This window comes from Streptomyces sp. NPDC050549 (genome assembly GCF_040655035.1).
Classification (GTDB): Bacteria; Actinomycetota; Actinomycetes; order Streptomycetales; family Streptomycetaceae; genus Streptomyces.
Genome location: NZ_JBFAJD010000012.1, coordinates 73,200 through 98,376, shown reverse-complemented (window position 1 = coordinate 98,376; position 25,177 = coordinate 73,200). Strand labels below are relative to the sequence as shown.

Sequence of the window (25,177 nt, the reverse complement as noted above, 5' to 3'; positions counted from 1 at the left end):
TGCTCGGCGAACGTCACCGCCTGGCAGGCCAGGTTCGGGCACTTGAAGCGCCGCACCAGCAGCTCGATCACCACTCTGACGCCGCCGACCGCGGCATCCGCAAGCCGTCGCATATACCGGCCGTGTGCCCGGTCTGACGCACTACCGCAGTGCGGACAGTCCGCACCCGTCGAGCGGGCCCGCGCATGCATCGTGACCACCCCGGCCGCAGCCTGCTCGACCAACTCCACCACGACACCGGCCAGATGAGGGAACAACGCCCCGAAACTCCGCGAAGAACACGCGAGCCATGATCACAGCCACCACTGACACCGACAGCGTCACAAGATCAGCGCCAGAGCCCAAGGACTCCCAGGGGCGCGACCTCACCTGGTTCATCTCCACCCGGTACTCCTCCACGAACATCAAGATCTACGGCCGCGGCGTCATCGACGGCAACGGCCAGGCCGCGCTCGCGCCCTTCAACCTCGGCGTGAACCTCCTGGCCCCGATCTACACGAGCGGCTTCACCGTCGACGGCATCACCTTCCGGGAGTCCAGCAGCTGGGCGGTCATCCCGCTGCGTTCCTCGGACCTGACCTTCCGGAACATCAAGCTGTTCAACAGGTTCGACATGGGCGAGAACGACGGCATCGACGTCATGGAGTCCACCAACGTCACCGTCGACCACGCGATCGGCATCGGCCTCGACGACCCCTTCAGCACCAAGACCTGGCCGGCCGGCGCCGACATCTACAACTCGGTCCCCGGCACCCCCCGCCCTCTCGGCGACGTCACCTTCAACGACCTCGTCTCCTGGACCTATTGCTACGGCGTCAAGGTCGGCCAGGGCGTCTACGAGCCGCAGAACAAGGTCACCTTCCAGCACGTCGTCGTCTACGACGCGGCCGTGGGCATCGGCGTCCACCACAAGTACGGCACGGCCGCAGCGACCGACCTCAAGTTCGACGACATCGACATCGAGCGGCTCAGCTACAAGAACGACGACAACCGCACCTGGCTCGCCCTGATGACCGGCAGCACGGCGGGTGTCGGCCCGGTCACCGGCGTCACGGTCTCCAACGTCCGGGTCCGCGACGCGGGCGTCACCGCAGCCCGCATCAACGGCCAACCGGGCGCGCCCATTTCGGACATCACCCTGAGCCGCATAGTGATGCCGGGAACCACGACCGGGGCAACGACCCCGAGCCAACTGAACCGGACCGACCTCTCGGACTACGGCGGCCTCACGATCACGCCCTGAGCTCGGAGGGCGACAGTAGGGGGCGGCCCGACGACCGGGCGGGCGGCAGCGAGGGGACGCCGACTTCCCACACCCCTCGGACCGTTGGCCTGCACGCATGTCAGACCTGGGACCCGTCGCCTGGCCGCCCGAGCCGATGCGGACCGGGAGGCTCGTGCTCCGTGCGCCCGAGGCCCGGGACCGTGCGACGTTCATCGAGCCGTCGGCGTCACCCGAGGTGCACACCTACCTCGGGGGTCCCCGCCCGCGTGCCGAACTCGAGCGCGAGTTGCCCGGGACTCCCGAGCGGTGGCCCGGGAGTTTCGGCGTCGGGCTCGACGGGGCGACGATCGGCCAGATCCTGCTCAGGAGAGCACCGGAGCACCGTCGCCCGGCTGCGGAAGGAAAGGTCGATCTCGGCTACCTGTTCCTGCCGCGGGCGTGGGGATCCGGGTACGCCGCCGAGGCGTGCCCGGCGGCACCCGACCCGTTCGACGGCGTCCTTCCCGGTGAGGCGGTGGTGCTCGCCACCCGGACCGCCAATGGCGGCTCGATGCGCCTCGCGGCAAAGCTGGGGTTCACCGAGGTGGAGCGGTTCGAGGCCTGGGAGGCCGAGCAGTGGCTCGGCCTGCGGTCCCCGGTCTCGCCGTCCGCCTGACCGCAAGGCGTCCGACCCCCGCTCACGCCACCCCACCACCCGCTCCCGGCGTCGCGGGCAGAGTCCGCGGATGCACCGGGAACAAATGCCGCACCCCCTCCCCGGACACCGCAAGCGCGAGCTCACAGAACATCGCGTTCGCCCAGCCGAACCACTCCCGGGTGAACCGGCCCGGCGCGTCGACATGGAAGCTCTCGTGCATCAGGCCGGTACCGGCGGTGGTGGCCGCCAGGATCTCCAGGGCCCGGGCCGCCTCGCCCGCGTCGCCCGTCAGACCGGCGGTGGCGATCGCCAGCGGCCAGACGTGGCGGTCAGGCGTGTGCGAACTGCCGATCCCGGAGGCGTAACCGCCGCTGAAGTACGAGGGGTTGGCCTCGGAGAGAGCGAAGCGCCGGGTCGCCCGGTACAGCGGGTCCCCGGGTGTGCACCAGCCGCTCAGCGGAAGGCTCAGCAGACTCGGCAGGTTCGCGTCGTCGCAGAGCAGTGCGCCTCCGAGACCGTCCACCTCGTACGCGAGGACGGCGGCACCGTCGACCTCGGTCACCGCGTGCGCCAGGATCCCGGCGTCGATCTCGTCCGCCAACCGCCAAGCCGCATGGGCGAGTTCGGTGTCGTCGAGCACCGCCGCGGCCAGCTCGGCCAGCCCGTGCAGACTCGCCGACGCCAGCGCGTTGGCCGGCACCAGATAGCCGTGGACGCATGCGTCGTCGCTCGGCCGGAAGCCCGACCATGTCATACCGGTCCAACCCGTTTCCGCGCCACGCCCGTCGAGCGGAAGACTGTCACCGGCGAACGGGCCGGACGGGCGGACGAACCGGTAGGGCGAATCCCGCCCGTGGGACTGCTCCGCCCGCCACAGCCGCACGATCGTCCAGGCCGCGCGGTGGAACGCCTCGTCGAGATGGTCCTCCCGGCCGGTCGCCCGCCGGATCGCGTACGCCAGCTGCAACGGTGCGCAGAGCGAGTCGAGTTCGTACTTGCGCTCCCAGATCCAGTCGCCCGGCGTGGGCCGGTCGCAGGGTTCGCCGTGCGCGCCGCTCGGGCCGTCGTTGAAGGCGTTGGCGTACGGGTCCAGCAGCACGCAGCGGATCTGCCGCCGCGAGACGGCCGCCAGGACGTCACCGACCTCCGGGTCCGTGGCCACCGCGAGGTAGGGCCGGACCTGTGCCGTACTGTCCCGCAGCCACATCGCCGGGATGTCACCGGTCTTGACGAACACCTCCGGGCCGTAGGCCGACCCAGTGCCCCAACTCATCGACGTCGTCCAGGTGTTGGTCAGGCACCGCTCGACGATGTCCGCCGCCGCACCGCCCCGCAGCCCATCGGCCAGCCGCCGCCCGAGCGTGCTCAGCGACTCCGGAACTGCCCACATTGTTCCGGATGTTGACCCGGGAAACGTTACCATCGCGCCTCTTGACTCCCTCATGTGGCGTGCGCCACGGTGTGATCGCCAGGGAATGGAAACGTTACCTTGCGACGGTCGGCGACCACCAGACGGTCGGGTCGGACCCGGTCCGGGGCTTCGCCAACTCCTCGGAGGAAGAAGGTGAGCGCGTGTGACAACCGCTCCGCACCAAGAGACGAGAACCACCGCACCACCCGTGGACCGACCGCCCGACCGGGGGAGCCCGGGGCGCTTCGGACGCCCCTGGCGACGGCGGCGCGGGCGCTCCTCGGACACCCTGGCCGCGTACGTCTTCCTCGCCCCGGCGCTCATCGGCTTCACGGCGTTCGTCGTCTACCCACTGTTCCGGTCCGCCTACTTCGCGCTGACCAGCTACAACGGCCTGTCCGACCCGAAGTTCACCGGCCTCGACAACTTCCGCCGGATGTTCACCACCGACCCGTCCTTCTGGCCCTCGGTGCGCGCCACCCTGCTGCTCGTCGTCCTGTACGTGCCGCTGTCGCTGGCGATCGGGCTGGCATTGGCGGTGTTCTGCAACCAGCGGATGCGCGGCGTCAGCCTGCTGCGCACCCTGTGCTACCTGCCGGTCGTGCTCCCCGTGGTGGCCACCATCACGCTCTGGAAGTTCGTGTTCAACCCCCAAGTCGGCCTGGCCAACGAGGTGTTGAACTGGCTCCACCTGCCCACCAGCGAGTGGCTGTCCGGGGACAACTCGGCGATGCCCTCGATCGTGATCGTCATGCTGTGGAGCGTCGGCTCCACGATGATCATCTTCCTCGCCGCACTCCAGGCGGTCCCCACCGAGCTGTACGAGGCGGCCAGACTCGACGGCGCCGGCCCCCGCACGGTCTTCTTCCGGATCACCCTGCCGCTGATCAGCCCGATCATGCTGCTGCAGGTGGTCATGCAGATGGTGACGGCCCTCCAGGCCTTCAACCAGCCGAAGATCCTCTCGCCGGACAACCAGGGCGGTCCCGGGTTCAGCACCAGGACCCTGATGCTGTCGATCTACAACAACGGCTTCCCCAGGCTCGGGCAGGTCTCCCAGTTCGGCTATGCCTCCGCCCAGGTCTGGGTGCTCTTCCTCGTCATCGTCGTCGTGATCGCCGCGACCGCCCGTTTCTCGTCGATTTGGACCTACAGTGACCACGTCTCCTGACGTCACGAGGGCGCCGACGACGGCGCCGAAGCCGACCGCCCCGGCCAAGCCGCGCGGCAAGGCCGTACGCACGGTGTCCTGGTACGCCACCGCGCTGCTGATCAGCTCCGTGATGATCGTGCCCATCCTCTGGATGCTCACCGTCGCGCTGAAAGGCCCCTCGGCGGTCTTCGAGGTTCCGCCCCGGCTCCTGCCCCACGAGTTCCACTTCAAGAACTTCATCGACGGGCCGAAGGTCATCCACTTCCCCCGCCTGCTGCTCAACTCCGTCGTCATCACCGGTCTTTCGGTGATCGGCGGTGTGATGACCTCGATGATGGCCGGCTACGCCCTGGCCCGGCTGCGCTTCCCCGGCCGGAAGGTGTGGTTCTACGTCTTCGTCGGCAGCATGCTGCTGCCCCCGGTGGTCGGCATCATCCCGCTGTTCCAGCTGTTCAAGGACATCGGCTGGTACGACACCTGGCTGCCGCTGATCGTCCCGGCCTTCCTGGGCGGCAACCCGCTCTTCATCTTCCTGGCCCGCCAGTACTTCCTGTCGATCCCGCACTCCATCGACGAGGCGGCCAAGGTCGACGGCGCGGGGCACGTCCGGATCTTCTTCAGCGTGATGCTGCCGATCACGAAGCCCGCCTGGATAACGATGTCAATCCTGGCCTTCCAGATGTCCTGGAACGACTACCTCAACCCGCTGATCTACCTCTACTCGTCCCAGAAGTGGCCGCTGAGCGTAGGCATGGCCTCCTTCGTCACCCAGTTCGCCGGCCAGACCCCGGACTGGAACCTCTACATGGCCACCAACCTGCTCTACATGCTCCCCCCACTGGCCGTGTTCTTCGTCGCCCAGCGCTACTTCATCCAGGGCCTGAGCGCCCTGGGCACCGTCAACCAGCGCTGATCCGCACCTCGACCCACTCACGAGCCGTGTACCGGCCAGGTACCAGGAGGGCATGATGAAACGATTGATCCGTCTCGGCGGAGCGTTGCTGACGGCGGGGGGACTGCTCGCGACGGCGGCCTGCGGCGGCTCGTCCGGGAATCAGTCGGACGGCAAGGTGACGGTCACCCTCATGACCTGGGAGTCCGCCACCACCAACAAGGCCATCGACCAGGCCCTGACCGGTTTCCACGACCCGAACATCACGGTCAAGCGGGTCGACACCCCCAACGGCAACTACAGCGACAAGCTCGCGGCCCTCACCCAGGCCAAGAAGCTGCCCGACCTGTTCTGGTGCGGCAACGACACCGAGCAGCAGTACACCAGCCAGGGCCTGCTCACCGACTGGGCCTCCCGGCTCTCCGGCTCCGGCGACTTCGGCGCGAGCAGCTTCGTCTCCTCCACCATGAAGAACTGGAAGACCGCCGACGGCAAGATAGGCGGCGTCCCCTCCCTGCTGAACACCTACGGCATCTGGTACGACATCGACGCCTTCAAGGCCGCCGGCCTCACCGTGCCCGGGGCCGGCTGGACCTGGGACCAGATGTTCGACGACGCCGCGAAACTGCACGCGAAGGGTGCCAAGTACGGCCTGGTCGCGGACGCGTTGACCTCCACGGACGGCCCGTTCTCGCTCAGCACGTACTCGCTCTCGGCGGGTGGCGCGCCGTTCGCCGACGACGTCCACCACCCCACGAAGACGACCATCGACACGACGTACACCGAAGGCGTCCGAAAGGTCGCGGCGGGGATCAAGAGCGGGGCCGTCGCACCTCCCGGCTACGACATCAGCAACCAGCAGGCGCTGTTCTCCGCCGGACAGATCCCGATGCTGTGGAGCGGCCAGTGGCTCGCCGCCGGCTTCCTCACCGACAAGCCGAAGATCAAGTACGGCTTCGCGCCGCTGCCGCAGCAGACCAAGCCGGCCACCCTCTACGACGCGGTGGGCATCTGCACCCCGTCGTACACCGAGAAGGCGGACGCCACCTTCAAGGTCCTCAAATACCTCGACTCCACCGTGTGGACCAAGGTGCTGCCCGACTCCCCGGTCGCGGCCCCGGCCTATCTCTCGTCCCAGAGCGCCTACTTCGGCGCCCTCGACAAGGCCGGTCTGACGACCGTCGCGTCCACCGTCAAGACAGGTCTGAACACCCCGACCACCATCGGCGTGCGCTTCACCACCCAGTGGGCCAGCCAGTCGAACGACCTGATCACCGCCTACTGGCCGGACATCCTCAACGGCAAGAAGCCGCTGTCCGACCTCCAGACGATGACCGGCAGGATCAACGATGTGATCAAGAGCAACGGTTAGCTCCCCGGGCCGAGCGGCGGGCCGGGACCCGATACGTATATTGAGGGCGGTCCCGGCCCCCGGTACGCGATGGAAGGTTGGTCTTCAACTCACGTGAGAAGTCGTCCCCCGCACAGCCAGAACACCAGGCCCACGATGCGCGACGTCGCGGAGCGGGCCGGAGTCGCCGTAGTCACCGTCTCCCGCGTCGTCAACGGCATCGGAACGGTCCGGGAGGAGACGGCCGAGCGTGTGAACGCGGCGATCACCGCCATCGGCTACCAGCGCAACGAGATCGCGCGCTCCCTGCGCCCCGGCCAGAACTCGATGACCATCGGGCTGCTGCTCGGCGACCTCACCAACCCGTTCTACGCCTCCCTCGCCAAGGCGGCCGTCGAGGTCGCCAACGAGGCCGGATACGCGGTTCTGCTGAGCACCGCCGACGAGGACCCGGAGGTCGAGCGCCGGGCTGTCGGCGAGCTCATCGGACGCCGGGTCGCGGGGCTCATCATCGTCCCCGACCAGGGCGACCACGCCTTCCTCAACGAGATCAACGGCCACGACCACGTGCCCATCGTCTTCGTCGACCGGCCGGCCACCGGAGCCGAGGCCGATGTCGTCCTGGTCGACAACGAGGAGGGCGGACGCAAGGCCACCCAGCATCTCGTCGACCAGGGCCACCGCCGGATCGCGATCCTCGTCGCGCCCTCCTACTACAGCACCGGCCGCCGGCTGCGCGGCTACCGCAAGGCGCTGCGCCGCAGCGGCATCGAGCCCGACAACGACCTGGTCGTCACTCTGCGAGCCGGCACCACCGAGGAAGCCGAGGCCGCCACCCGCACCCTGCTGACCTCGGCGAACCCGCCCACCGCGGTCTTCTCCACCACGGGCTTCCTCACCGAGGGCGTCCTGCGCGCCTGCCGCGAGCTCCAAGTCTCGGTGGCGGTCGTGGGGTTCGACGACTTCAAGCTCGCCGACATGCTGCCCACCCCGGTCACGGTCGTCACCTCCGACACCGAGGAACTCGGCCGCAGGGCCGCCCACATCCTGCTGGGCCGTATCGACGGCGACGACTCCCCCTCCCAGCGGACCGTCCTGCCGGTCGAGTTGATCGCGCGCGGCACGGGGGAGATCGGGCACCCGTAACGTCAGTACAGCGTCCGCCACTTGGCACGGGGCCACGCGAGCACGGCGTAGAGCTGCGCCAGTGCCGCCTGTTGGATCGCCTGGGTGCCACCGGCCGTGTCGAAGTGCACGAGTCCGGTGGCGGGATCCCGCATCGTGTCCCACACCTGGTCGGCGTAGTCGGCCATCGCCCTGTGGTAGGTGTCCTTCCCGGTCACCGACTCCAGGAGCAGCAGGTTCTTGAAGAAGATCGAGTTGAAGAACACGGGTTGCGTGAACAGCCGCCCCTGCGTGACGTAGTAGGCGTACGCGGCGGCGGCAACCCGCTCTGCCTGGCGCAGATGGGCGCGGTCCCGGGTGATCTCGTACAGCAGCACCGCCACTCCGACCGGCACGCCCTGGTTGTAGGACCAGAACGTCTTCTCGACGGTCCCTTGGAGGTCAAGGTGGTCCCAGTACAGGCCACTTGGGCTCTGCAGATGCGTGTTCGTCCAGTCGTAGAAGCGCTTCGCCCAGTCCAGGTGGTCCGCCTCGCCGGTGATCTGGTGCAGGCGCAGGGCGAGTTGGGCGCCCGGCATGTTCGAGACGGTGTTGCGGTCGTGGCTCCAGTCCGCCTGTGTCCAGAAGACGCCGCCCGGCGCGGCATGACCGCTGTCGGTGTCCCAGCCGGACCGGACCAGGGCGAAGATCTCCTTCGCGCGGGCCAGCGCGGCGGCGTCCCCGGTCTGCAGATGCCGTTGGATCTTCGCGAGGCCGACCCATTCGTTGTCGTCGTAGAACATGTCACCGCCCGAGCCGTACGGCGCGACGGGGTAGGAGGCGTAGCCGGGAAGGCCGGTGGTGCCTCCGCCGGGCTTCCAGTAGTGCTCCTGCGCCGCCGCCCGTCGGGACAGTTCCGGCTCGAACTCCCCGTCCACGGCGGCGAGATCGAGAGCGGCGATGTGCACCTGCGAGAAGGGCCATTCGTACGAGTACGGGTTGTCGCCGCCCGCCGCCGGGATCTGCTCGCGGACGAGCCCGGAGCCGTCAGCCGTGTCGAAGTGTCTTTTCAGCGCGGTGTACGCGTCTCTCGCGCGGGACAACGCCTCTGTGGAGCTCGGCCGTTCGGCCGCGTCCGCCGGTGTGACGGCCGTCGCCGCCAGCGCGGCCAGACCGGAACCGATCATCACTCGCCGGGAGGGGCGCAGGGACATGGTGGCCTCCAAGGGTGCGGGTTATGGAAACGTTGCCATCGACTCAGGAGGCCGTCAACGCCTCTGACAGCACGGGCAGTTCACTCCCGGGGCATTCTGGTCCGGACCATTGACGGCCGAACCCGGCTGGTGGAACCCTCTCGATGGTTACGTTTCCAACGATGAGTTCGTGCAGCCCCCCACGGCGAAGCAGGAGACCTCGACATGACCTCACCGGCCCCCTTCAGGAGACGCCTGAGCACCGCCCTCACCATGGCGCTGCTGCTGGCCCTCGTCCCGGCCCTGCTGGTGCTGCGCGCCGCACCTCCCGCGCAGGCCCTCGACAACGGCCTCGCCAGGACGCCCCCGATGGGCTGGAACGACTGGAACGCCTTCGGCTGCAACGTCACGGAGCAGCTCGTCGAGCAGACCGCCGACTACCTCGTCTCCTCCGGTCTGAAGGACGCCGGGTACCAGTACGTCAACATCGACGACTGCTGGATGACCTCGGCCCGCAACGCGGCGGGCCAACTCGTCCCCGATCCGGTCAAGTTCCCCGACGGCATCAGCGGCACAGCCGCCTACGTCCACAGCAAGGGCCTCAAGCTCGGCATCTACGAGAGCGCCGGCACGGCCACCTGCGCCGGCTACCCGGGCAGCCTCGGCCACGAGCAGACCGACGCCAACAGCTTCGCCGCCTGGGGCGTGGACTACCTCAAGTACGACAACTGCAACCACCAGAACGTGCCCGACCAGCAGCGCTACACGGCGATGCGCGACGCCCTCGCGGCAACCGGCCGCCCGATCGTCTACAGCCTCTGCAACTGGGGCCTCGCCGACGTGTGGACCTGGGGCGCGGGCGTCGGCAACAGCTGGCGCACCACCGACGACATCAACGTCAACTTCTCGACCGTGGTGTCCATCTACAAGGCCAACGTCAAACTCGCCGCGTACGCCAAGCCGGGCGCCTGGAACGACCCCGACATGCTCGAGGTCGGCAACGGCATGTCGTTCACCGAGGACCGCACCCACTTCAGCCTCTGGTCGGAGATGGCCGCGCCCCTGATCGCCGGCACCGACCTGCGCAAGGCCAACGCCGCCACCCTCTCCCTCTACGGCAACAAGGACGTCATCGCCGTCGACCAGGACTCCCTGGGCAAACAGGGCACCGAGATCTCCAACTCCGGTGGCCTGCACGTCCTTTCCAAGCCGCTCGCCAACGGCGACGTCTCGGTGGTCCTCTTCAACGAGAACTCCTCCGCCGCCACCATCACCACCTCCGCGACGGCGGCCGGCCTCCCCTCGGCGTCCTCGTACAAGCTCAACAACCTCTGGTCGCACGTGATCAGCAGCACCACCGGCACCATCTCGGCGAGCGTCCCCGGCCACGGCTCGGTCATGTACCGGGTCTCCGCCGGAAGCGGCACCAGCGTCGGCACCACCCACCCGCTCGTCAGCGCCTCCTCCAACCGCTGCCTCGACGCCTACAACGGCGAGACCACCCCCGGCACCAAGATCGAGATCTGGGACTGCGGCGGCGGCACCAACCAGGCCGTGACCATCACCGCCGCAGGTGAACTCCGGCTCTACGGCGGCACCCAGTGCGTGGACGCCTACGACAACCAGACCGCAAACGGCACCAAGGTGGAGCTCTACACCTGCAACGGCGGCGCCAACCAGAAGTGGAGCCTCAACCCCAACGGCACCGTCACCGGCACCCAGTCGGGCCTCTGCCTCGACGTCACCGGCGGCGACCAGGCCGCGGGCAACGTCAACGGCACCGCGCTGGAGCTCTGGTCCTGCAACGGCGGCGCCAACCAGCAGTGGCGCCTGGGCTGACCGCCCGCATCCCCCCACAACCACGGAGCCGGTATGAATTCAACAGTCAGACGAATCAGGCGGATCGGGACCGGTCTGATCGCCGCCCTGGCCCTGTTCGTGCCGTTCTCCACCGGCGTCGCGAGCGCCGCGGTCGAGGCGACGATCTGCAACAAGTACTGCGACGCCCGCGACCCCGCCCTGTCCCCGGTGGACCGGCAGCCCGTGTCGGCCACCATCTACTCCCGCAGCATCGTCCTGCACTTCGACGACACCGACGCGATGGGCTGGGCCTCGATCACCAACGGCAGCCCCGGTGACGAGGTCTGGCTCGACCGCTCCTTCGACGGCGGTCGCACCTGGAGCTCGGGCAGCAAGCTCGGCGACACCACCATCCCCGCGGGGCAAGGCGGTTGGCGCACCCTGATGTACAACGTCGACGACTGGAACGCCCTCGGTGTCGGCGCCCTGCGGGCCTGCGGCAAGGCCGGCGACCGGGCCGAGATCGCCTGCACTCAGTGGGCCCGGACGACCTGGAACGCCGGCAGCCGCGCGACTGCCGCCGCCACCGCGCTGATGCAGTCGTACAACCTGGGCACCGGCCTCTTCGACACCACCGGCTGGTGGAACTCGGCCAACGCCCTGACCGCCCTCGTGGACAACATCCGCGTCACCGGAATGGGCAGCTACAAGTACGCCGTCGCCAACACCTACGACCGCAACCTCTCCGCCCAGGGCGGCAACTTCACCAACGACTACATCGACGACACCGGCTGGTGGGGGCTGGCCTGGGTCGACGCGTACGACCTGACCGGAGACTCCCGCTACCTCGACACCGCCCGCGCGGACGCCGATTACATGGCCCGCTACTGGGACTCGACCTGTGGTGGCGGGGTGTGGTGGAGCACGGCGAAGACCTACAAGAACGCGATCGCCAACTCCCTCTACCTGGAGCTGAACGCGGCCCTGCACAACCGCATCGCGGGCGACACGACGTACCTGGGGCGCGCCAACGCCGAGTGGTCCTGGTTCAAGGGCACCGGCATGATCAACGGCTCCCATCTGGTCAACGACGGCATCAACCTGGCGACCTGCGGCAACAACGGCGACACGACATGGTCGTACAACCAGGGCGTACTGCTCGGCGGTCTCTCGGAGCTGTACCGGGCGACCGGCGACTCCACCCTTCTCACCACCGGCCGGCAGATCGGGGACGCCTCGACCACGTCGACGGCCCTCAACTCCGGTGGCATCCTGCGGGAACCGTGCGAGACGAGCGGCTGCGGTGGTGACGGGCCGTCGTTCAAGGGGGCGTACATCCGGGGGCTGAGTGCCTTCAACTCCCGTCTGTCCGACCGCCCTTACACCTCGTACATCGCGCGGCAGGCCACCGCCGCCTACGCGAACGACCGCAACGCCCTGGACGCGTACGGTCTGCACTGGGCCGGACCGCTGGATTCCACCGACGCGGCCCGGCAACAGAGCGCGCTCGACCTGATGAACGCGGCGAACTGACGGGCCGTCACTTGCGTTTCGCGGCCACCGCCAAGGCCTTGAACTCGTCCCACCGCACCCGGGGGCGAGCAAGGCCGCGCCGTTCCAGATAGCGGGCGGTGGCGCGGCGGGTGTCGCGCAGGACGCGGATCGCGTCGGTCGGGCGCCCCGAGCCCATGGGTTCCACCACCTTGGCCGGCACCAGCAGCCAGCCGTCGTCCACGGCCTTCAAGGTGCCCCGGACAAGGGCGTTGTGCATGTTGTTCAGCTGCGCGTCGTGCCGGTGCACCAGGAGCGAGGCCGGACCTTCGGTCGCCGCGCAGTCGGCGGGTACCTTCACCGTGAAGCCGTCCCCAGCCGGCACGGGCCGGGTCCGGGCCAGCAGCGGTGCCCCGGACGCGTCGCGCGTGGCGAGCACCGCCGAGGAGAACCGGGCGAGTTGGGCCGCGCCCGGCAGCGAATGCCCTGCCTCCGGGTTCTGTCGGTCCGGCGCGTGGAGAGGCGGGCGTACGACGGTCCGGTCCGGGGTGACGGTGATGAGCAGCCGGAGGTAGTACCAGTCCATCAACCGTCGCAGCGGAGGGGAGACGTACGCCTTGCTGTGCGGCTGCCGTTCGAAGAGCATCCGCCAGTAGTCCTCGGCTCCCTGAGGGCCCGTCATGATTTCGTCGGGGCACTCGGCACGGCCGCCGACGAAGATCTGCGGGGCGTGGTCGAGGCCGCTGCCGGTGGGGTCGGAGAAGAGGAGGGCGACGCGGCCGTCCCGGCGGATGTTCAGCGCCTTCTGCGTGAAGGCCAGGGATGTGCTCAGCAGGAGCGTGCCGTCCTGCTGCCGCCGTACGGCGGTCGGCCAGGCCAGCGGTGTGCCGTCGCCGCCGAGGGTGGCGAACTCGCAGGTGCGGTAGGCGTCCAGGACGTCGAGCGGCGCGGAGTCGAGAAGGGTCATCGGCTCTGCTCCCCGTCCAGCGGGCCGCGTATCGCCCGGCAGGCGGCGGCGTACTGGCGGCGTCCGACGGCCTTCCACAGCAGCCGGCCGACCAGCGGGGTCCTGTCGAGGAAGTACTCCCGCTCCTCGGGCGTGGCGTCCTCCAGGATCGCGCCGAGCGCGATCAACAGCCTGTTCCTGGGGATCTGTTCCAGTCCGCGGCGCCCGACCAGGTCCCATTCCCCGGCCGACAGATGCTCCGCGACCAGGGGCAGCACCAACTGCTCCTCGTCGTCGAGGTGTTCGAGCAGCACGGCCGAGTGCTGTTCCAGCGCGAGCGCCAACTCCTCCCCGGCGACGGTGTCCGCCGCCCGCTCCCACGCGGCCGCCCACTCCGTCACGACCGTCAGACTCACGTCGACGCGCTGGTGCTGCTCCTCCATGCGGGCCACCGACCGGCCGTCCGTTACCCGGTTCTGGAGGTGCGGCCAGATGAGTTCGTCCTCGACGGAGTGGTGGCTGTGCAGTCCCGCCACGTACTCGCGCAGATGCTTCGCGACCTTTGCCGCGCGGGCCGTGTCGCCGTCGGCGACGGCCCGCACCAGGCGGGGCAGATACGCCGACTCGCGGCGGAAGACCCGGTGGACCACGATCATCTCGTGGGTGTACGGACGCCCGGCCGCGGGAAGTTCGTCCGTGGTGCTGGTGGGTGACACGCTTGCTTGCTCCAACGATCGCATATCGGCAACTCCCTCCCAGGGTCGTGCGGCCCTCTTGGCGTCCACTTGGCGCGGTCGCCGCGGTGATCTCCGAAGGCCTTGTCGGATGGGCGTTTATCGTCTGTTGACCGGGCTCAAGCACGGCTCGGGTAGATTCCCGCGCCGTGCTGCGTATTCGAGTCCTGGGTTCGTTGGGCGCCGATGACGAGGGGCGACCGGTGGGACTCGGTGCTCCACGCCAACGGGCCGTGCTGGCGCTGCTGATCGCGGCCCGCGGCACCGTCGTACCCGTCGACCGGATCGCGGACGCGCTGTGGCGCGGGGCACCGCCGAACCGGGCCACGGTCTCCCTGCACACCTATGTGTCCCACCTGCGCCGCGCCCTCGAACCGGGCCGGCCGCCGCGCACCCCGGCGACCGTGCTGGTCACCTCGCCGCCCGGTTACGCCCTGCGGCTGCCGGAGGACGCGGTGGACGCCTGGCGCTTCGAGACCTGGGTGGCCCGAGCCCGGCAGGCACCGGCCGAGGAGGCCCGCGCACTGCTTGCCGAAGCGCTCGCCTGGTGGCAGGGCCCGGCCTTCGCGGAACACGCGGACGAGGCCTGGGCCGAACCGGAGGCGACCCGCCTGACCGCACTGCGCGCCGAGGCCCGCGAACTCGCCGTCGCCGCCGACCTGCACACCGGACGCCCCTCCGAGGCGGTACCGGCGGCCGAACTCCTCGTACGGGAAAGCCCGTTGCGGGAGGAGGGATGGCGACTGCTCGCCCTCGCCCAGTGGGCCTGCGGACGACAGGCCGACGCCCTGGCCGCACTGCGGGGCGCGACCCGGGTGCTGCGCGAGGAACTCGGCTGCGACCCCGGCCAGGCGCTGGCCGAACTGGAACAGGCGGTACTGAACGGACGGCTCGACGTGCTGCGCGAACAGGTGCCGCACCGTGGTGAACTGCCCGTCCGGTCAAGCGTGTTGGTCGAAAAGCGTGGCGAACGCCGTGCCGGGACAGGCACGTTCGGCGGCCAACCGGGCGCGGAGATCGACTTCGTCCCGGGCCACGGCGGTGAACCACGCGCCGGAGCCGCCCTCTTCGTGGGCCGTGACAGCGAGCTGTGCGCGGTGGAGACCGCCGCGCGGGCCGCCCGCCGGCGGGGCGGTGTCGTGCTGGTCACCGGTGAGGCCGGGGTGGGCAAGTCCGCGCTGCTCGGGCGGGTCGAGGGACGACTGCGGTCGGCCGGGTGGACGGTGGTGGTCGGGAGGTGCCCCCAGTACGAGGGCGCGCCGCCCGCCTGGGCCTGGACGGAAGCGCTCGGCGCGCTCGCCCGCGAACTTCCGCCCACCCGGCCCAGCGAACTGGCCGTACTGCTCCGCGAGCAGGACAGCGCGGCCGTCACGAACCGGGACGAGGCGACCGCCGGCCGCTTCCGGATGCATCGCGCCTTCGCCGCCTGGCTCCGCGCGGCGGCCGGGGAGTTCCCCCTTGCTGTCGTCCTGGAGGACCTGCACCGGGCCGACGGCGAGACCCTCGCCCTGCTCGAAGCCGCGTCCACCGTCACCGGAGTCCCCCTGCTCACCGTCGCCAGCTACCGGCCCGCCGAGGCGGGGGAGCACCTGGGCAAGACCCTCGCCCACCTCGCCCCCGCCGCACCGTGCCGCGTCGCGCTGACCGGTCTGGCCCCGCACGACGTCGCCACCATGGTCGACGCCGTGTGCGGTGAACCCGTGGACCCCTGGACCGTCACGGCCCTCGCCGAACGGACCGGCGGTAACCCGTTCTACGTCCTGGAGAGCGCACGGCTGCTGGCCGGCGAGGGCGCTCTCGTCGCCGTCTCCGAGGTCCCGCAGGGCGTACGCGACGTGCTGCGCAGACGGCTCGCCCTGCTGCCCGCCGCCGCCCGCGCGGCCCTGCGGCTCACGGCCGTCGTGGGCCTGGAGGCCGATGCGGCCGTCCTCATCGACGCGGCCGACACCGACGAGGACACCGTACTGGAGGGCCTCGACGCCGCCCTCACCGCCGACCTGCTGACCGAGTCCGGCCCCGGACGCGTCCGGTTCGTGCACGCGCTGGTCCGCGACACCGTGTACACCGACCTGTCCGGGGTGCGACGGGCCCGCCTGCACGCCCGCGTCGCGCAGGCGCTGCGCCGCCACCGGCCGCACGAACTCGCAGCCCTGGCCCACCACTTCGCCCACTCCGGCAGCACAGCGCACGCGCCCCTCGCCGTCGACTACGCGCTCCGCGCCGCCGAGGCGGCCGAACGGCGCTACGCCCACGACGCCGCCGTGGACCTGCTCCAGCAGGCGATCGAGACCCGCGCCGCCGGCGAACCGGCCCGGCCGGACGACACGGTAAGCCTGTTGGTGAGACTGCTCGGCGCCCAGATCAGGGCCGGTTCCACCGACGCGGCCCGCCGCACCCGTCAGCGCGCCGTCGAACTCGCCGAACAGGCCGACCGCGGCGACCTGGTGGCCGCGGTCTACGGCGCCTGGACCGAACCCTCGCCCTGGCGCAGCAGACTGGAGGGCTTCCGCGACCGGACCACCCTGGAGCGGCTGCAACGCCTCGCAGCCGATCCCGGCCTCGACGACCCCACCCGCGCACGGGTGCTGCAGGTCTACGTCGAGGCGGTGGCGGCCGAGAACGCGCCCCACGCCATGGAAGCGGCCCGCACCCAACTCGCCCTGGCCCGCTCCAGCGGCGAACCACGCCTGCTCGCCGCAGCGTTGATGACCTCGGCCAGGCTCCTGCCACTGGAGACACAGGGCGCCGCGCGGCCCCCCCTGGTCGCCGAACTCCGCCGGCTCGCCCATGCGCACGACCTGCCCGCGTACCGCTGGGTCTGCGAACACCTCGACGGCATGACCGCCGGCACGCTCAACGACCCCGCCGCGGTACGCCGGCACACCGGGCGCGGCCTCGAACTCGCCCACCGCTACCGCATGGTGCGGGCGCAGGGCCTGGGCGTCGCGACCTCGGCCATGCTGGCGACGGTCACCGGCCGCTTCGACGCGGCGGAGGCCCGGTACGCCGAGGCCGACGTCCTCCTGCGACGCGTCGGCTCGCACCACGCCCGCGGACTGCACACGCTGGGCCTGACCAGCATCCGGCTCGCCCAGGACCGGATGGCCGAGATCGAGCCTGTGATGCGCAAGGTGTACGAGACCGTCGGCGCCCCCGTCGGAGTGGCGCTCGCTCTCATCCTGGCCCGCCTCGGCAGACTGGACGAGTCACTCGCGGTGCGCTGCCCGCCGGAACCCGTGACGGACCACCTGTACGGCCTGGAGCTCGACTTCCGCGCCCAACTCGCGGTGCTGCACGGCGATTTGGACCTGGCGTCGGCACTGGTCCCGCAGCTGCTGCCGGTCCGGGACCAGCTCGCCGGCGCGGCCGGAGCCGCCTACGCGACCCGCCCCCTCGCCCACGCCCTCGCCGACCTCCACCGGCTCCTGGGCGAGGACGCTCCGGCGGCCGACAACTACACCCTGGCCGAGCACACCGCCCTCGCCTGGGGCTCGACCCACCTGGCCGACCGGGCCCGCGAGGCGAATGCGGCCCTGGCGGCAGCACGAGCGCGACGGCGGACATTCGCGACGTAGGAAGGGCGAGGAGCCGGCCCTTCAGCCCTGTCCGGTCAACAGCCTTCGCGGATTGGCGATGCGGAAGGCGTACGCCGCCGCTCCGCCCAGCCCGTGCCCCGGATACCGCGGCGGCTCGGCGTAGGGCCGGTCCGAGCCCTGGACCACGGCGTTCACACCGAGGGCGCGGACGGTCGCCTCGACGGCGGTCGGGCCGTACGACGACGTTTCGACGAACACCCCGAGGTCGGCCCGCCTGGGTCCGCCGCCCCGGGCGGCCATCCGTTCCCCGTGCAGCGGGGCCAGTCCGGCCAGCAGGGCGAAGCACACCCGCAGGCGCGGGTGGCGCGGTCGGCCGAAGGCGTGGAAGGCGTACCAGGCGGCGTGCATCTGCTGGACGTAGGGCACCATCGCGGGCCACCAGCCGGGGTCCGCCGAGGAGCCCACCGCGGGTCCCGGGTGGACGAGAAGGGGGAGGCCGCGTTCTTCGAGCAGATCGAGCAGCGGGGCGCAGCGGTCGTAACCGGCCGCGTCCGCAAGGGAGTTCGCGGGCAGTTGGAGACCGGCGAAGCCGCGGTCGAGGTCCTTGGCGGTCGCCTCCGTGTCGATGTCCCGCACACAGGCCGCGGCCCAGGCCCCGAACGGCTCGGGCAGCGCCGCCGCGCCGTCGTGGTAGGCGTCGAGCAGCGGCCGTGCCTCGGCCGCGGGCAGCCACTCGACGCCGATCGGCGCCGACAGCGAGATGAGCACCTGGTCGAGACCGTCGACTGCGGCGAGTTCCACGCGCCGGGCGATGTCATGGTCGGCGGGCGATATCTCGAAGGGCGGCTCACCGTCCAGGAACAGGGTCCAGCCGTCCAGATAGGGCGGTTCGCGGCGGGCGCGCAGAGCCGTCACCAGCGAGGGGGTCCACAGATGCTGGTGTACGTCGACGTTGGTCATGTCGCTTCTCCCGCCAAGGCGTTGAGTGTGCCGTCGACGACGACCACGGTCATCCCATGGTCTCTCCCCATGTCCTGTCATGTGTGAACCTAGCCCCTCGGCGGCTGATGATCGAGTGGTGGGCAGCGGAGGCCGGGCGTACCGTCGAACGGTGAGCATCCGGTGGGCGTGACCGTCCACCGTCATCTCGCGAGTGCGAAGCACCATGAGCAGCGGCCCTCGGCAGGACTCCCCAGCGCAGACCACCACCCGGGACACGGGCGGTGGCGGAAGCACCATGGCGCTGCTGGTCATCGCGGCCTGTCAGCTGATGGTGGTTCTCGACATCACCATCGTGAACATCGCGCTTCCGCACATCCAGAGCTCCCTGGGGTTCTCCACCACCAGCCTGGCCTGGGTCGTCAACGCCTACACCCTCACCTTCGGCGGTCTGCTGCTCCTCGGTGGCAGGGCCGGCGACATCCTCGGCCGGCGGCGCGTGTTCGTGTTCGGCGTGCTGCTCTTCGTGATCGCGTCCCTGCTCGGCGGGCTCTCCCAGAGCTCCGGCGAACTCCTCGCCGCCCGTGCCCTCCAGGGCGTCGGCGGTGCCATCGCCTCCCCGACCTCCCTCGCCCTCATCAGCACGACGTTCCGCGAAGGACCGGAGCGCAACCGGGCGTTCGGGGTCTTCGCCGGTGTCTCGGCGGGCGGCGGTGCGATCGGGCTGCTGATGGGCGGGATCCTCGTCGAGTGGCTGAACTGGCGGTGGGTGCTCTTCGTCAACGTGCCCATCGGACTGCTCATCGTCCTCGCCACCCCGCGCTGGATCCGCGAGTCCGAACGCCACCCGGGCCACTTCGACGTCACCGGCGCGCTGACCTCGACCGTGGGCATGGTGCTGCTGGTCTACGGCTTCATCCGGGCCGCGCAGGAGGGCTGGAGCGACTGGCTCACGCTGGCCTCGTTCGGCGCGGCCGTGGTGGTCCTCGCCGCGTTCGTCCTCGTCGAGCGGCACTCCCGGCAGCCGATCACCCCGCTGCACATGTTCAAGGACCGCAACCGGGCCGGGACGTACGCCATCATGCTGTGCCTCTCCGCGGCGATCTTCGGGATGTTCTTCTTCCTCACCCTCTTCGTGCAGGACGTGCTGGGCTTCAGCCCGCTCATGGCCGGTATCGCCTTCCTGCCGGTCAGTGCCGTGATCGCGGTCGGCGCCGGCCTGGCCTCGCGGTTCCTGCCGATCTACGGGCCCAAGCCGTTCATGGTGGTGGGCGCGGTCCTCGCCGCCGGAGGCCTGTCCTGGCTGACGCTGACGGACGTCCACTCCACCTACCTGGGCAGCGTCCTCGGCCCGATGCTGGTGTTCAGCCTCGGCATGGGCATGGAGTTCGTCTCGCTGACCCTGATGGCGCTCTCCGACGTCCCCGTCCAGGAGACCGGCGCGGCCTCCGGACTCCTCAACGCCATGCAGCAGGTGGGCGGTTCACTCGGACTGTCCATCCTGGTGACGATGTTCGGCACGGCCAGCAGGAACGAGGCGAAGGACCAGATCCCCGCGTTCCTGTCGCAGGCGACCCCGGCCGAGCGGCTCCGGTTCCAGCACACCGGGCAGCTCCCTGGCGTCTGGGGCGACCAGGTCCTCACCTCCGGGGCGTCGGCCGCCTTCGTGATGGCCGCGATCTTCACCGTGGTCGCCGCACTGACCGCCGTAGTCGTCATCCAAGTCCGTCCCTCCGACCTGGAACGCCTCAAGGGCGGCACGGGCGTCGGACCCGTCTGAACGTCAACTCCCTTGATACGGCGGCACCTTCGGGATTCGCTGCTCGAACCACACCACCTTGCCCGTGCTCAGCCGCGTCGCTCCCCAGCGCTGCGCGAGCCGGTCGACGAGGAACAGTCCGCGACCGCCCTCGTCGCCCGGCCCGGCCTCCCGCATCCGGGGCACCTGGGGCGAGTCGTCGGTCACCTCGCAGCGCAGCACGTCGGTGCGCAGCAGCCGTAGGGAGATCGGGCGCGAGGCGTACCGCACGGCGTTCGTGACGACCTCGCTGACCATGAGTTCCGTGGTGTCGAGCAGGGCGTCCAGGCCCCAGCGGCGCAGCACCCGACGGGTCAGCCGGCGGGCCTGGCCCGCGGTGAGCGGATGCGGGTCGAGGTGCCAGTAGCCGACGCTGTCCGGCGGGAAGCCCTCGAAGCGGGCGGTGAGCAGCGCGATGTCGTCGTCGCGCGGCCCCGGCGCCAGGGCGGCGAGGATGCGGTCGCACAGCCGCTCCAGCGAGTACAGGCGGTGTCCGTGCCGAGTGGACTGGAGGTGGGTGCGCAGGGCCTCGACACCCGTCCCCACGTCCACGTCGCGGGACTCGACCAGGCCGTCGGTGTAGAGCACCAGGGTGGTGCCGGTGGGTGCGGGCATCTCCACCGACTCGAAGACGACTCCGCCGACGCCGATCGGGGCGCCCGGCGGGACGCGCAGGACCTCCGCTTGGCCGTTCGGGCGCAGCAGGACCGCGGGCGGGTGGCCGGCGTTGGCCATGAGGAGGCGGTGCGAGATCGGGTCGTAGATCGCGTACAGACAGGTAGCGATGTGGTCGCTGCCCAGGCGCTGGGCCTGTTCGTCGAGGTGGTGCAGCACCTCGTGCGGAGGCAGGTCGAGACCGGCGAGGGTCTGCACGATGGTGCGCAGCTGGCCCATGATCGCGGCCGAGGTCATGGAGTGGCCCATGACGTCGCCGACGATCAGCGCGACCCGGTTGCCGGGCAGCGGTATCGCGTCGTACCAGTCGCCGCCGACCTGCGCGGTCTTCGACGCGGGCAGATAGCGGCTGGCCAGCTGGACGCCGGTCGGCTCCGGCAGCGAGGACGGGAGCATGGTGTGCTGGAGCGTGTCCGCGACGGAGGCTTCGTGTCCGTACATCACCGCCTTCTGGACGCCGATCGCCGTGTGGGTGGCCAGCTGGGAGGCGACGAGCAGGTCGTCGCCGGTGAACACGGAACGGTCGGGGCGGCGCAGCAGCACGACCGTGCCCATGACGTGGTGGCGGCCGTGCAGCGGGGCGATGATCAGCCTCCGGCCCGACGGCAGCGTGCCCGGCGCGCTCGCCGCGGGCCCGAGCAGCTCGGCCACCGCCGGGCCGATGTCCGCCGCGTCGCCGAAGGCCGGCTGCCCGGCCAGCAGCAGCTTCACGAGACGTCCGTCGAGCACCGGCTCTATCCGCTCGGTCACGTCCGCGTCCTCGGCGTGCGGCACCAGCAGCGCGGTCCTCGCCTCCGGCGCCCGGTCGATGCTGTGCAGCTGCAGGACCACGGGCGCGGCCGACTTCTCGTCCCCGACGGGCAGCGGATCGTGCAGGTGGATGACGATCGCGTCGGCGAACGCCGGCACCGCCGCCCACCGCAGCTCCCGCAGCGTCCCTTCCAGGTCCATCCCGCGGGCGATCCGCCGGGTCGCCACGTCGAGGTACTGGAGCCGGTCGGTCTGCGGTACGGGTGCGAGAGGCGCCCGGTCCCATGCCGGGTCCGGCGGCGGGACCGGGGCCGGGCCGCTCGCCGAACCGCCTCGCCGGGCGGTTCCGGCGGGGCCTTCGCGGGGGCTGTGTGGCTCCGTCACGCTTCGTCCCGTCCACTGGTGCGGCACTGGGCCGCCGGGTCGGTGCTACGGCCTCAGTCGCGCCGTCGGCAGCAGAGGAAGACCTGTTCCTCGGGCGGCACGTCGGCGATCGCCGGGGCGTAGGTGTAGGAGGTCTCCTTCACGATATCGAAGCCCGCGTCGTCCAGGATCCTGTGCAGGTCGTCGAGGAGGTAGCCGGAGACCCTGATCGTGTTGCCGAGGAAGGGGATCGCGAAGTCGTCCACATGGGCCTCCACCATCGACAGGGCGAACAGACCGCCCGGGGTCAGCAGGTGGTGGATCGTGCGCAGGGCGAGGGGGATCTCCGCGCGCGGCAGCATCAGCAGGGAGAAGAACGCGGTGACGGCGTCGAATCGGCCCAGGTCGGTGGGGCCGCCCGGACGCAGGTCGGCCAGGTCGAGCTGGTGGAACGTGCCGGCGGGGACGTACTTCCCGGCCAGCTCCACCATCCGTCGGGACAGGTCCACGCCCACGAGCTCGAAGCCCGCCTCCGTCAGCTGCCGGGCGGTCGGCACGCCGGTGCCGCTGCCGAGGTCCAGCACCCGGGAGCCGGGACGGAGGGACTCGATCAGCCAGTCACCGGCGGCGATCTGGCCCTCCTTGTGCGGGAAGGCCTCGTCGTAGCGGTCCCCGATGGCGTCGAAGGCCTCGGCCTGACCCGAGCGGTCGAGCCGCAGCCTGCCGTAGTCGGCCCCGTCGTTCGCTCTGCTCACTGAAGTGGCCTTTCATCCGCGCATAGAGGATTGTCCCACAAGTGGGGAAAGCGCGTTTCAAGTGGGAGAACGCAGTGAGGAGTGCCCCAGGGCACCCCTCACGCGACGTAGGGGCGAGGAAAGCGAACGGACTAAATTCATTAGGAAGATGAGAAGGAAGCCCGTTCATGGCCTCGCCACCACTGACGCTAGCAGTCAGGCGGGGATCAGGTCACGCAGATTTTCCAGGGTCACGATCCGCGAGCCCTCTGGCAGCCCGTCCGGGCGGCGCAGCCCGATGTAGGTGACCGGACCGTCGTCCGGCACCGTCCCGCCGTCCCAGAACGTCGTCTCGGTCGCCTCCCCGGTCATCAGCTCGACGAGATGGCGCACCGTGAGCTGCTCGCGCTCGACGATGCCGCGCAGCAGGGTCGCCACGGTCACCCGGTTCTCCTCCACCCGGTTCGCGGACGGGCTGCCCTTGAGGTACAGGTGCAGCCACTTCGCCCGCCAGCGGCCGTCCTCCCCGCGCAGGAACACCAGTGGCAGCGCCACCCGCCCCGCCCCGCGCAGCTCCGACTTCATCCGCACGGTACGCGGCTCGAACGGCTGCCCCCGCTGCTCGCCCTCGCGCAGCATGAACCCGAAGAACGACTCCTCGACCTCCTCGAAGCCCTCGCCCGCGAAGATGTTGACCTGCGGCACGATGAACGCCCCGCGCACGGCACCCAGCCGCAGATTGATGAACTCCGAGGCCCCGTCCGGCGCTTCGACGATGTCACCGGAGTGCTCACCCTCGACGTCGGTGAGCGAGGTGTACGACAACCAGGTGTTCGTCGAGTAGTCCGCGTTGAGCATCAGCGCCGACAGATCGAAGTCGGTCCGCTGCTCGGACTCCTTCCAGTACACGAAGAAGCGCAGCAACTCGCCCTCCACCGCCGACACGGAGCCGCGCGGCAGCACCCCGAGCCCGCCCGCCGTCGCCTTCCCGCTCAACGGCAGCGCCACGTCGAGTACCTCCGGATCGACCAGCAGCCGCTCCGGAGAGGGCAGTCGACGCCGCGTCTCGTCGTCGAGCGCAGCGATCAGCCGCGCCCGCTCCGCCGGTCCTACGACCGTCCGCCCGTCGTCGGTCACCCAGGCGCGGCCGCGCCGGTTCACGAACACCCTCAACTCCCCGGTCTCCCGGGCCCTGTTGTGCAGATGCTCGCGCACCGACAGCACGACCCGGCCGGACACCTCGGGCGCGACCTGCTCGGCGGCCGCCACCACGGCGTCCCGCTCCTCCTGCGTGAGCGCGCAGCGCAGCAGCCGGTCCAGCGCGCGGAACAGCTTGCCGGGCGCGGACTTCAGCAGCTTCACCGCCCCCAGCACGTCGTTCTCCGCGAGGAGTTCCTCGACCCGGCTGTCGAACGACCGCGCCCTCAGCTCGCCCCGCGCGACCGCGAACACCTCGGCGGCGTGCGGCCACTTCGGGTACTCGTGCGGGTGCAGCCGCTCGCCGAGCCGCTTCCACTCCTCGCGGTGCGCGGCCACGTCGGCGAGCCTGGCCGGCGACGCGGCGACCACCGAGTCCAGCCCCGCGAGCAGCGCCCGGCGCACCGGACGCGACAGCGACTTGAAGCGGGTCGGCTCCGCGAGCGCCACAGCGCCGTCGGACAGCGCGCAGGCCAGCCGCAGCACATCGGTGACGGTGTCCAGCAGCAGTTCCGAACCGGCCGCCAACCGGGCCTCGTTGACCACCGCGCGGTTCTCCCGGACCGGGATCGCCTCGGGCTGCGGCCCGTCGGCGCACCGCTCGGCCAGCGCCCGCAGATCACGCAGGTGCTCCTCACCGAGCGGAGTCACGCTGCCCGCCAACGCCAGGTACAGGGTGGTGAGTTCACCGGCCAGGTCGCCGCCCGGGTGCAGCACCGTGAGCCGGTCGCCCGCCGCCGCGATCAACTCGTCCTGGGCGGCCAGCATTTCGGCGTACGTGTGCTGGTACCTGCCGTAGGTCGGCAGGTCGAGCAGGTTCACCACGCCGGTCCGCACCTGCTTGAGCGTCGCGGCCGGGGTCTCCTCGTCGCGGAGCGCGTCGGCGACGCACGCCATCCAGAAGTCCACGGTGTCGGGCACACCGGCCGGGAAGTCGATGAAGTAGACGTTGTGCCGGACGTGGTCGCCTACCATCTCGCGGACGGTCCGCAGGGTGCGCGCGGCAATACCGACGACCGTTTCGCCGGACAGCCCCGACAGCCGTTCCAGCAGCTCCGGGGAGAGCTTGAATCCCACGGAGAGCAGCGCGGCGTCGAACTGCCGCGCGACGGTGGCGCCTTCACCCACGGGACCCGTGGGCGTGGGGACGCGGAGCGTGTGCCGGATGACCAGCGGTTCGAGTCGGTCGATCATTCCGGCATCGTCCCAGAACCGAACAAGCGGGCGCATTCGGGTTTCTCGCAGACC

Annotated in this window: 18 protein-coding genes and 1 pseudogene; 10 read left to right on the top strand and 9 right to left on the bottom strand. The window is 70.4% G+C overall.

Annotated features, from left to right (window positions below):
- Positions 1–44: 44 nt before the first annotated feature.
- Positions 45–191, bottom strand: a pseudogene (locus AB0I51_RS19590) (transposase family protein); the annotation flags it as partial.
- A 98-nt stretch (positions 192–289) separates the two neighbouring features.
- Between AB0I51_RS19590 and AB0I51_RS19585 the strand changes: the two are divergent.
- Positions 290–1,243, top strand: coding sequence for a glycosyl hydrolase family 28 protein (locus AB0I51_RS19585; RefSeq protein WP_362976700.1), 954 nt, complete (start codon positions 290–292; stop codon positions 1,241–1,243).
- 97 nt (positions 1,244–1,340) lie between these two features.
- Complete coding sequence (locus AB0I51_RS19580) at positions 1,341–1,880, top strand: GNAT family protein (protein ID WP_362976698.1); 540 nt, start codon at positions 1,341–1,343, stop codon at positions 1,878–1,880.
- 22 nt (positions 1,881–1,902) lie between these two features.
- Here AB0I51_RS19580 and AB0I51_RS19575 read toward each other — a convergent pair whose 3' ends face one another.
- Positions 1,903–3,252, bottom strand: a complete 1,350-nt coding sequence (locus AB0I51_RS19575) for a glycoside hydrolase family 125 protein (protein ID WP_362976696.1) — start codon at positions 3,250–3,252, stop codon at positions 1,903–1,905.
- Positions 3,253–3,481: 229 nt separating this feature from the next.
- Between AB0I51_RS19575 and AB0I51_RS19570 the strand changes: the two genes are divergently transcribed.
- The 4 genes from AB0I51_RS19570 (at position 3,482) to AB0I51_RS19555 (ending at position 7,815) form a co-directional block, all read left to right on the top strand.
- The gene (locus AB0I51_RS19570; protein WP_362976694.1) at positions 3,482–4,444 is read left to right on the top strand and encodes a sugar ABC transporter permease; all 963 of its coding nucleotides are present in this window, start codon (positions 3,482–3,484) and stop codon (positions 4,442–4,444) included.
- Positions 4,428–5,339: a carbohydrate ABC transporter permease gene (locus tag AB0I51_RS19565; protein WP_362976692.1), complete on the top strand. Its 912-nt coding sequence runs from the start codon at positions 4,428–4,430 to the stop codon at positions 5,337–5,339. The genes AB0I51_RS19570 and AB0I51_RS19565 overlap by 17 nt, the downstream gene beginning before the upstream one ends.
- Before the next feature lie 52 nt (positions 5,340–5,391).
- A complete protein-coding gene (locus AB0I51_RS19560) occupies positions 5,392–6,690 on the top strand; it encodes an extracellular solute-binding protein (RefSeq protein ID WP_362976690.1) in 1,299 nt (432 codons plus the stop codon).
- Between the two features lie 135 nt (positions 6,691–6,825).
- Entirely contained in the window at positions 6,826–7,815 is a 990-nt protein-coding gene (locus AB0I51_RS19555; RefSeq protein ID WP_362976688.1) for a LacI family DNA-binding transcriptional regulator, read from the top strand.
- 2 nt (positions 7,816–7,817) lie between these two features.
- Here AB0I51_RS19555 and AB0I51_RS19550 read toward each other — a convergent pair whose 3' ends face one another.
- Positions 7,818–8,987, bottom strand: a complete 1,170-nt coding sequence (locus tag AB0I51_RS19550; RefSeq protein WP_362976686.1) for a glycoside hydrolase family 76 protein — start codon at positions 8,985–8,987, stop codon at positions 7,818–7,820.
- 204 nt (positions 8,988–9,191) lie between these two features.
- Between AB0I51_RS19550 and AB0I51_RS19545 the strand changes: the two genes are divergently transcribed.
- Together AB0I51_RS19545 and AB0I51_RS19540 are read left to right on the top strand one after the other, a co-directional pair.
- A complete protein-coding gene (locus tag AB0I51_RS19545) occupies positions 9,192–10,805 on the top strand; it encodes a ricin-type beta-trefoil lectin domain protein (protein WP_362976684.1) in 1,614 nt (537 codons plus the stop codon).
- Positions 10,806–10,838: 33 nt separating this feature from the next.
- The gene (locus AB0I51_RS19540; protein ID WP_362976682.1) at positions 10,839–12,299 is read left to right on the top strand and encodes a glycoside hydrolase family 76 protein; all 1,461 of its coding nucleotides are present in this window, start codon (positions 10,839–10,841) and stop codon (positions 12,297–12,299) included.
- Between the two features lie 7 nt (positions 12,300–12,306).
- On the opposite strand, the gene AB0I51_RS19535 is transcribed toward AB0I51_RS19540, so the two are convergent.
- Both AB0I51_RS19535 and AB0I51_RS19530 read right to left on the bottom strand, forming a co-directional pair.
- Positions 12,307–13,224: a pyridoxamine 5'-phosphate oxidase family protein gene (locus AB0I51_RS19535; protein ID WP_362976680.1), complete on the bottom strand. Its 918-nt coding sequence runs from the start codon at positions 13,222–13,224 to the stop codon at positions 12,307–12,309.
- Entirely contained in the window at positions 13,221–13,919 is a 699-nt protein-coding gene (locus AB0I51_RS19530; protein ID WP_362976678.1) for a hemerythrin domain-containing protein, read from the bottom strand. The genes AB0I51_RS19535 and AB0I51_RS19530 overlap by 4 nt, the downstream gene beginning before the upstream one ends.
- Positions 13,920–14,086: 167 nt before the next feature.
- Between AB0I51_RS19530 and AB0I51_RS19525 the strand changes: the two genes are divergently transcribed.
- On the top strand, positions 14,087–17,512 hold the full coding sequence (locus AB0I51_RS19525) for a BTAD domain-containing putative transcriptional regulator (protein ID WP_362976676.1): 3,426 nt from the start codon (positions 14,087–14,089) through the stop codon (positions 17,510–17,512).
- A gap of 21 nt (positions 17,513–17,533) precedes the next feature.
- On the opposite strand, the gene AB0I51_RS19520 is transcribed toward AB0I51_RS19525, so the two are convergent.
- Positions 17,534–18,433 carry an amidohydrolase gene (locus AB0I51_RS19520; protein WP_362976674.1) on the bottom strand — a complete coding sequence of 300 codons (900 nt, stop codon included), beginning with the start codon at positions 18,431–18,433 and terminating at the stop codon, positions 17,534–17,536.
- A 277-nt stretch (positions 18,434–18,710) separates the two neighbouring features.
- Here AB0I51_RS19520 and AB0I51_RS19515 point away from each other — a divergent pair, with 277 nt between their 5' ends.
- Positions 18,711–20,192 (top strand): MFS transporter, encoded by a 1,482-nt coding sequence (locus AB0I51_RS19515; RefSeq protein WP_362976922.1) that lies wholly within the window; start codon positions 18,711–18,713, stop codon positions 20,190–20,192.
- A gap of 3 nt (positions 20,193–20,195) precedes the next feature.
- Here AB0I51_RS19515 and AB0I51_RS19510 read toward each other — a convergent pair whose 3' ends face one another.
- The 3 genes from AB0I51_RS19510 to AB0I51_RS19500 form a co-directional block, all read right to left on the bottom strand.
- Positions 20,196–22,019, bottom strand: a complete 1,824-nt coding sequence (locus AB0I51_RS19510) for an ATP-binding SpoIIE family protein phosphatase (RefSeq protein WP_362976672.1) — start codon at positions 22,017–22,019, stop codon at positions 20,196–20,198.
- 53 nt (positions 22,020–22,072) lie between these two features.
- Entirely contained in the window at positions 22,073–22,753 is a 681-nt protein-coding gene (locus tag AB0I51_RS19505; protein ID WP_362976670.1) for a class I SAM-dependent methyltransferase, read from the bottom strand.
- A gap of 195 nt (positions 22,754–22,948) precedes the next feature.
- Positions 22,949–25,123 (bottom strand): hypothetical protein, encoded by a 2,175-nt coding sequence (locus tag AB0I51_RS19500; protein ID WP_362976668.1) that lies wholly within the window; start codon positions 25,121–25,123, stop codon positions 22,949–22,951.
- Positions 25,124–25,177 lie beyond the last annotated feature (54 nt).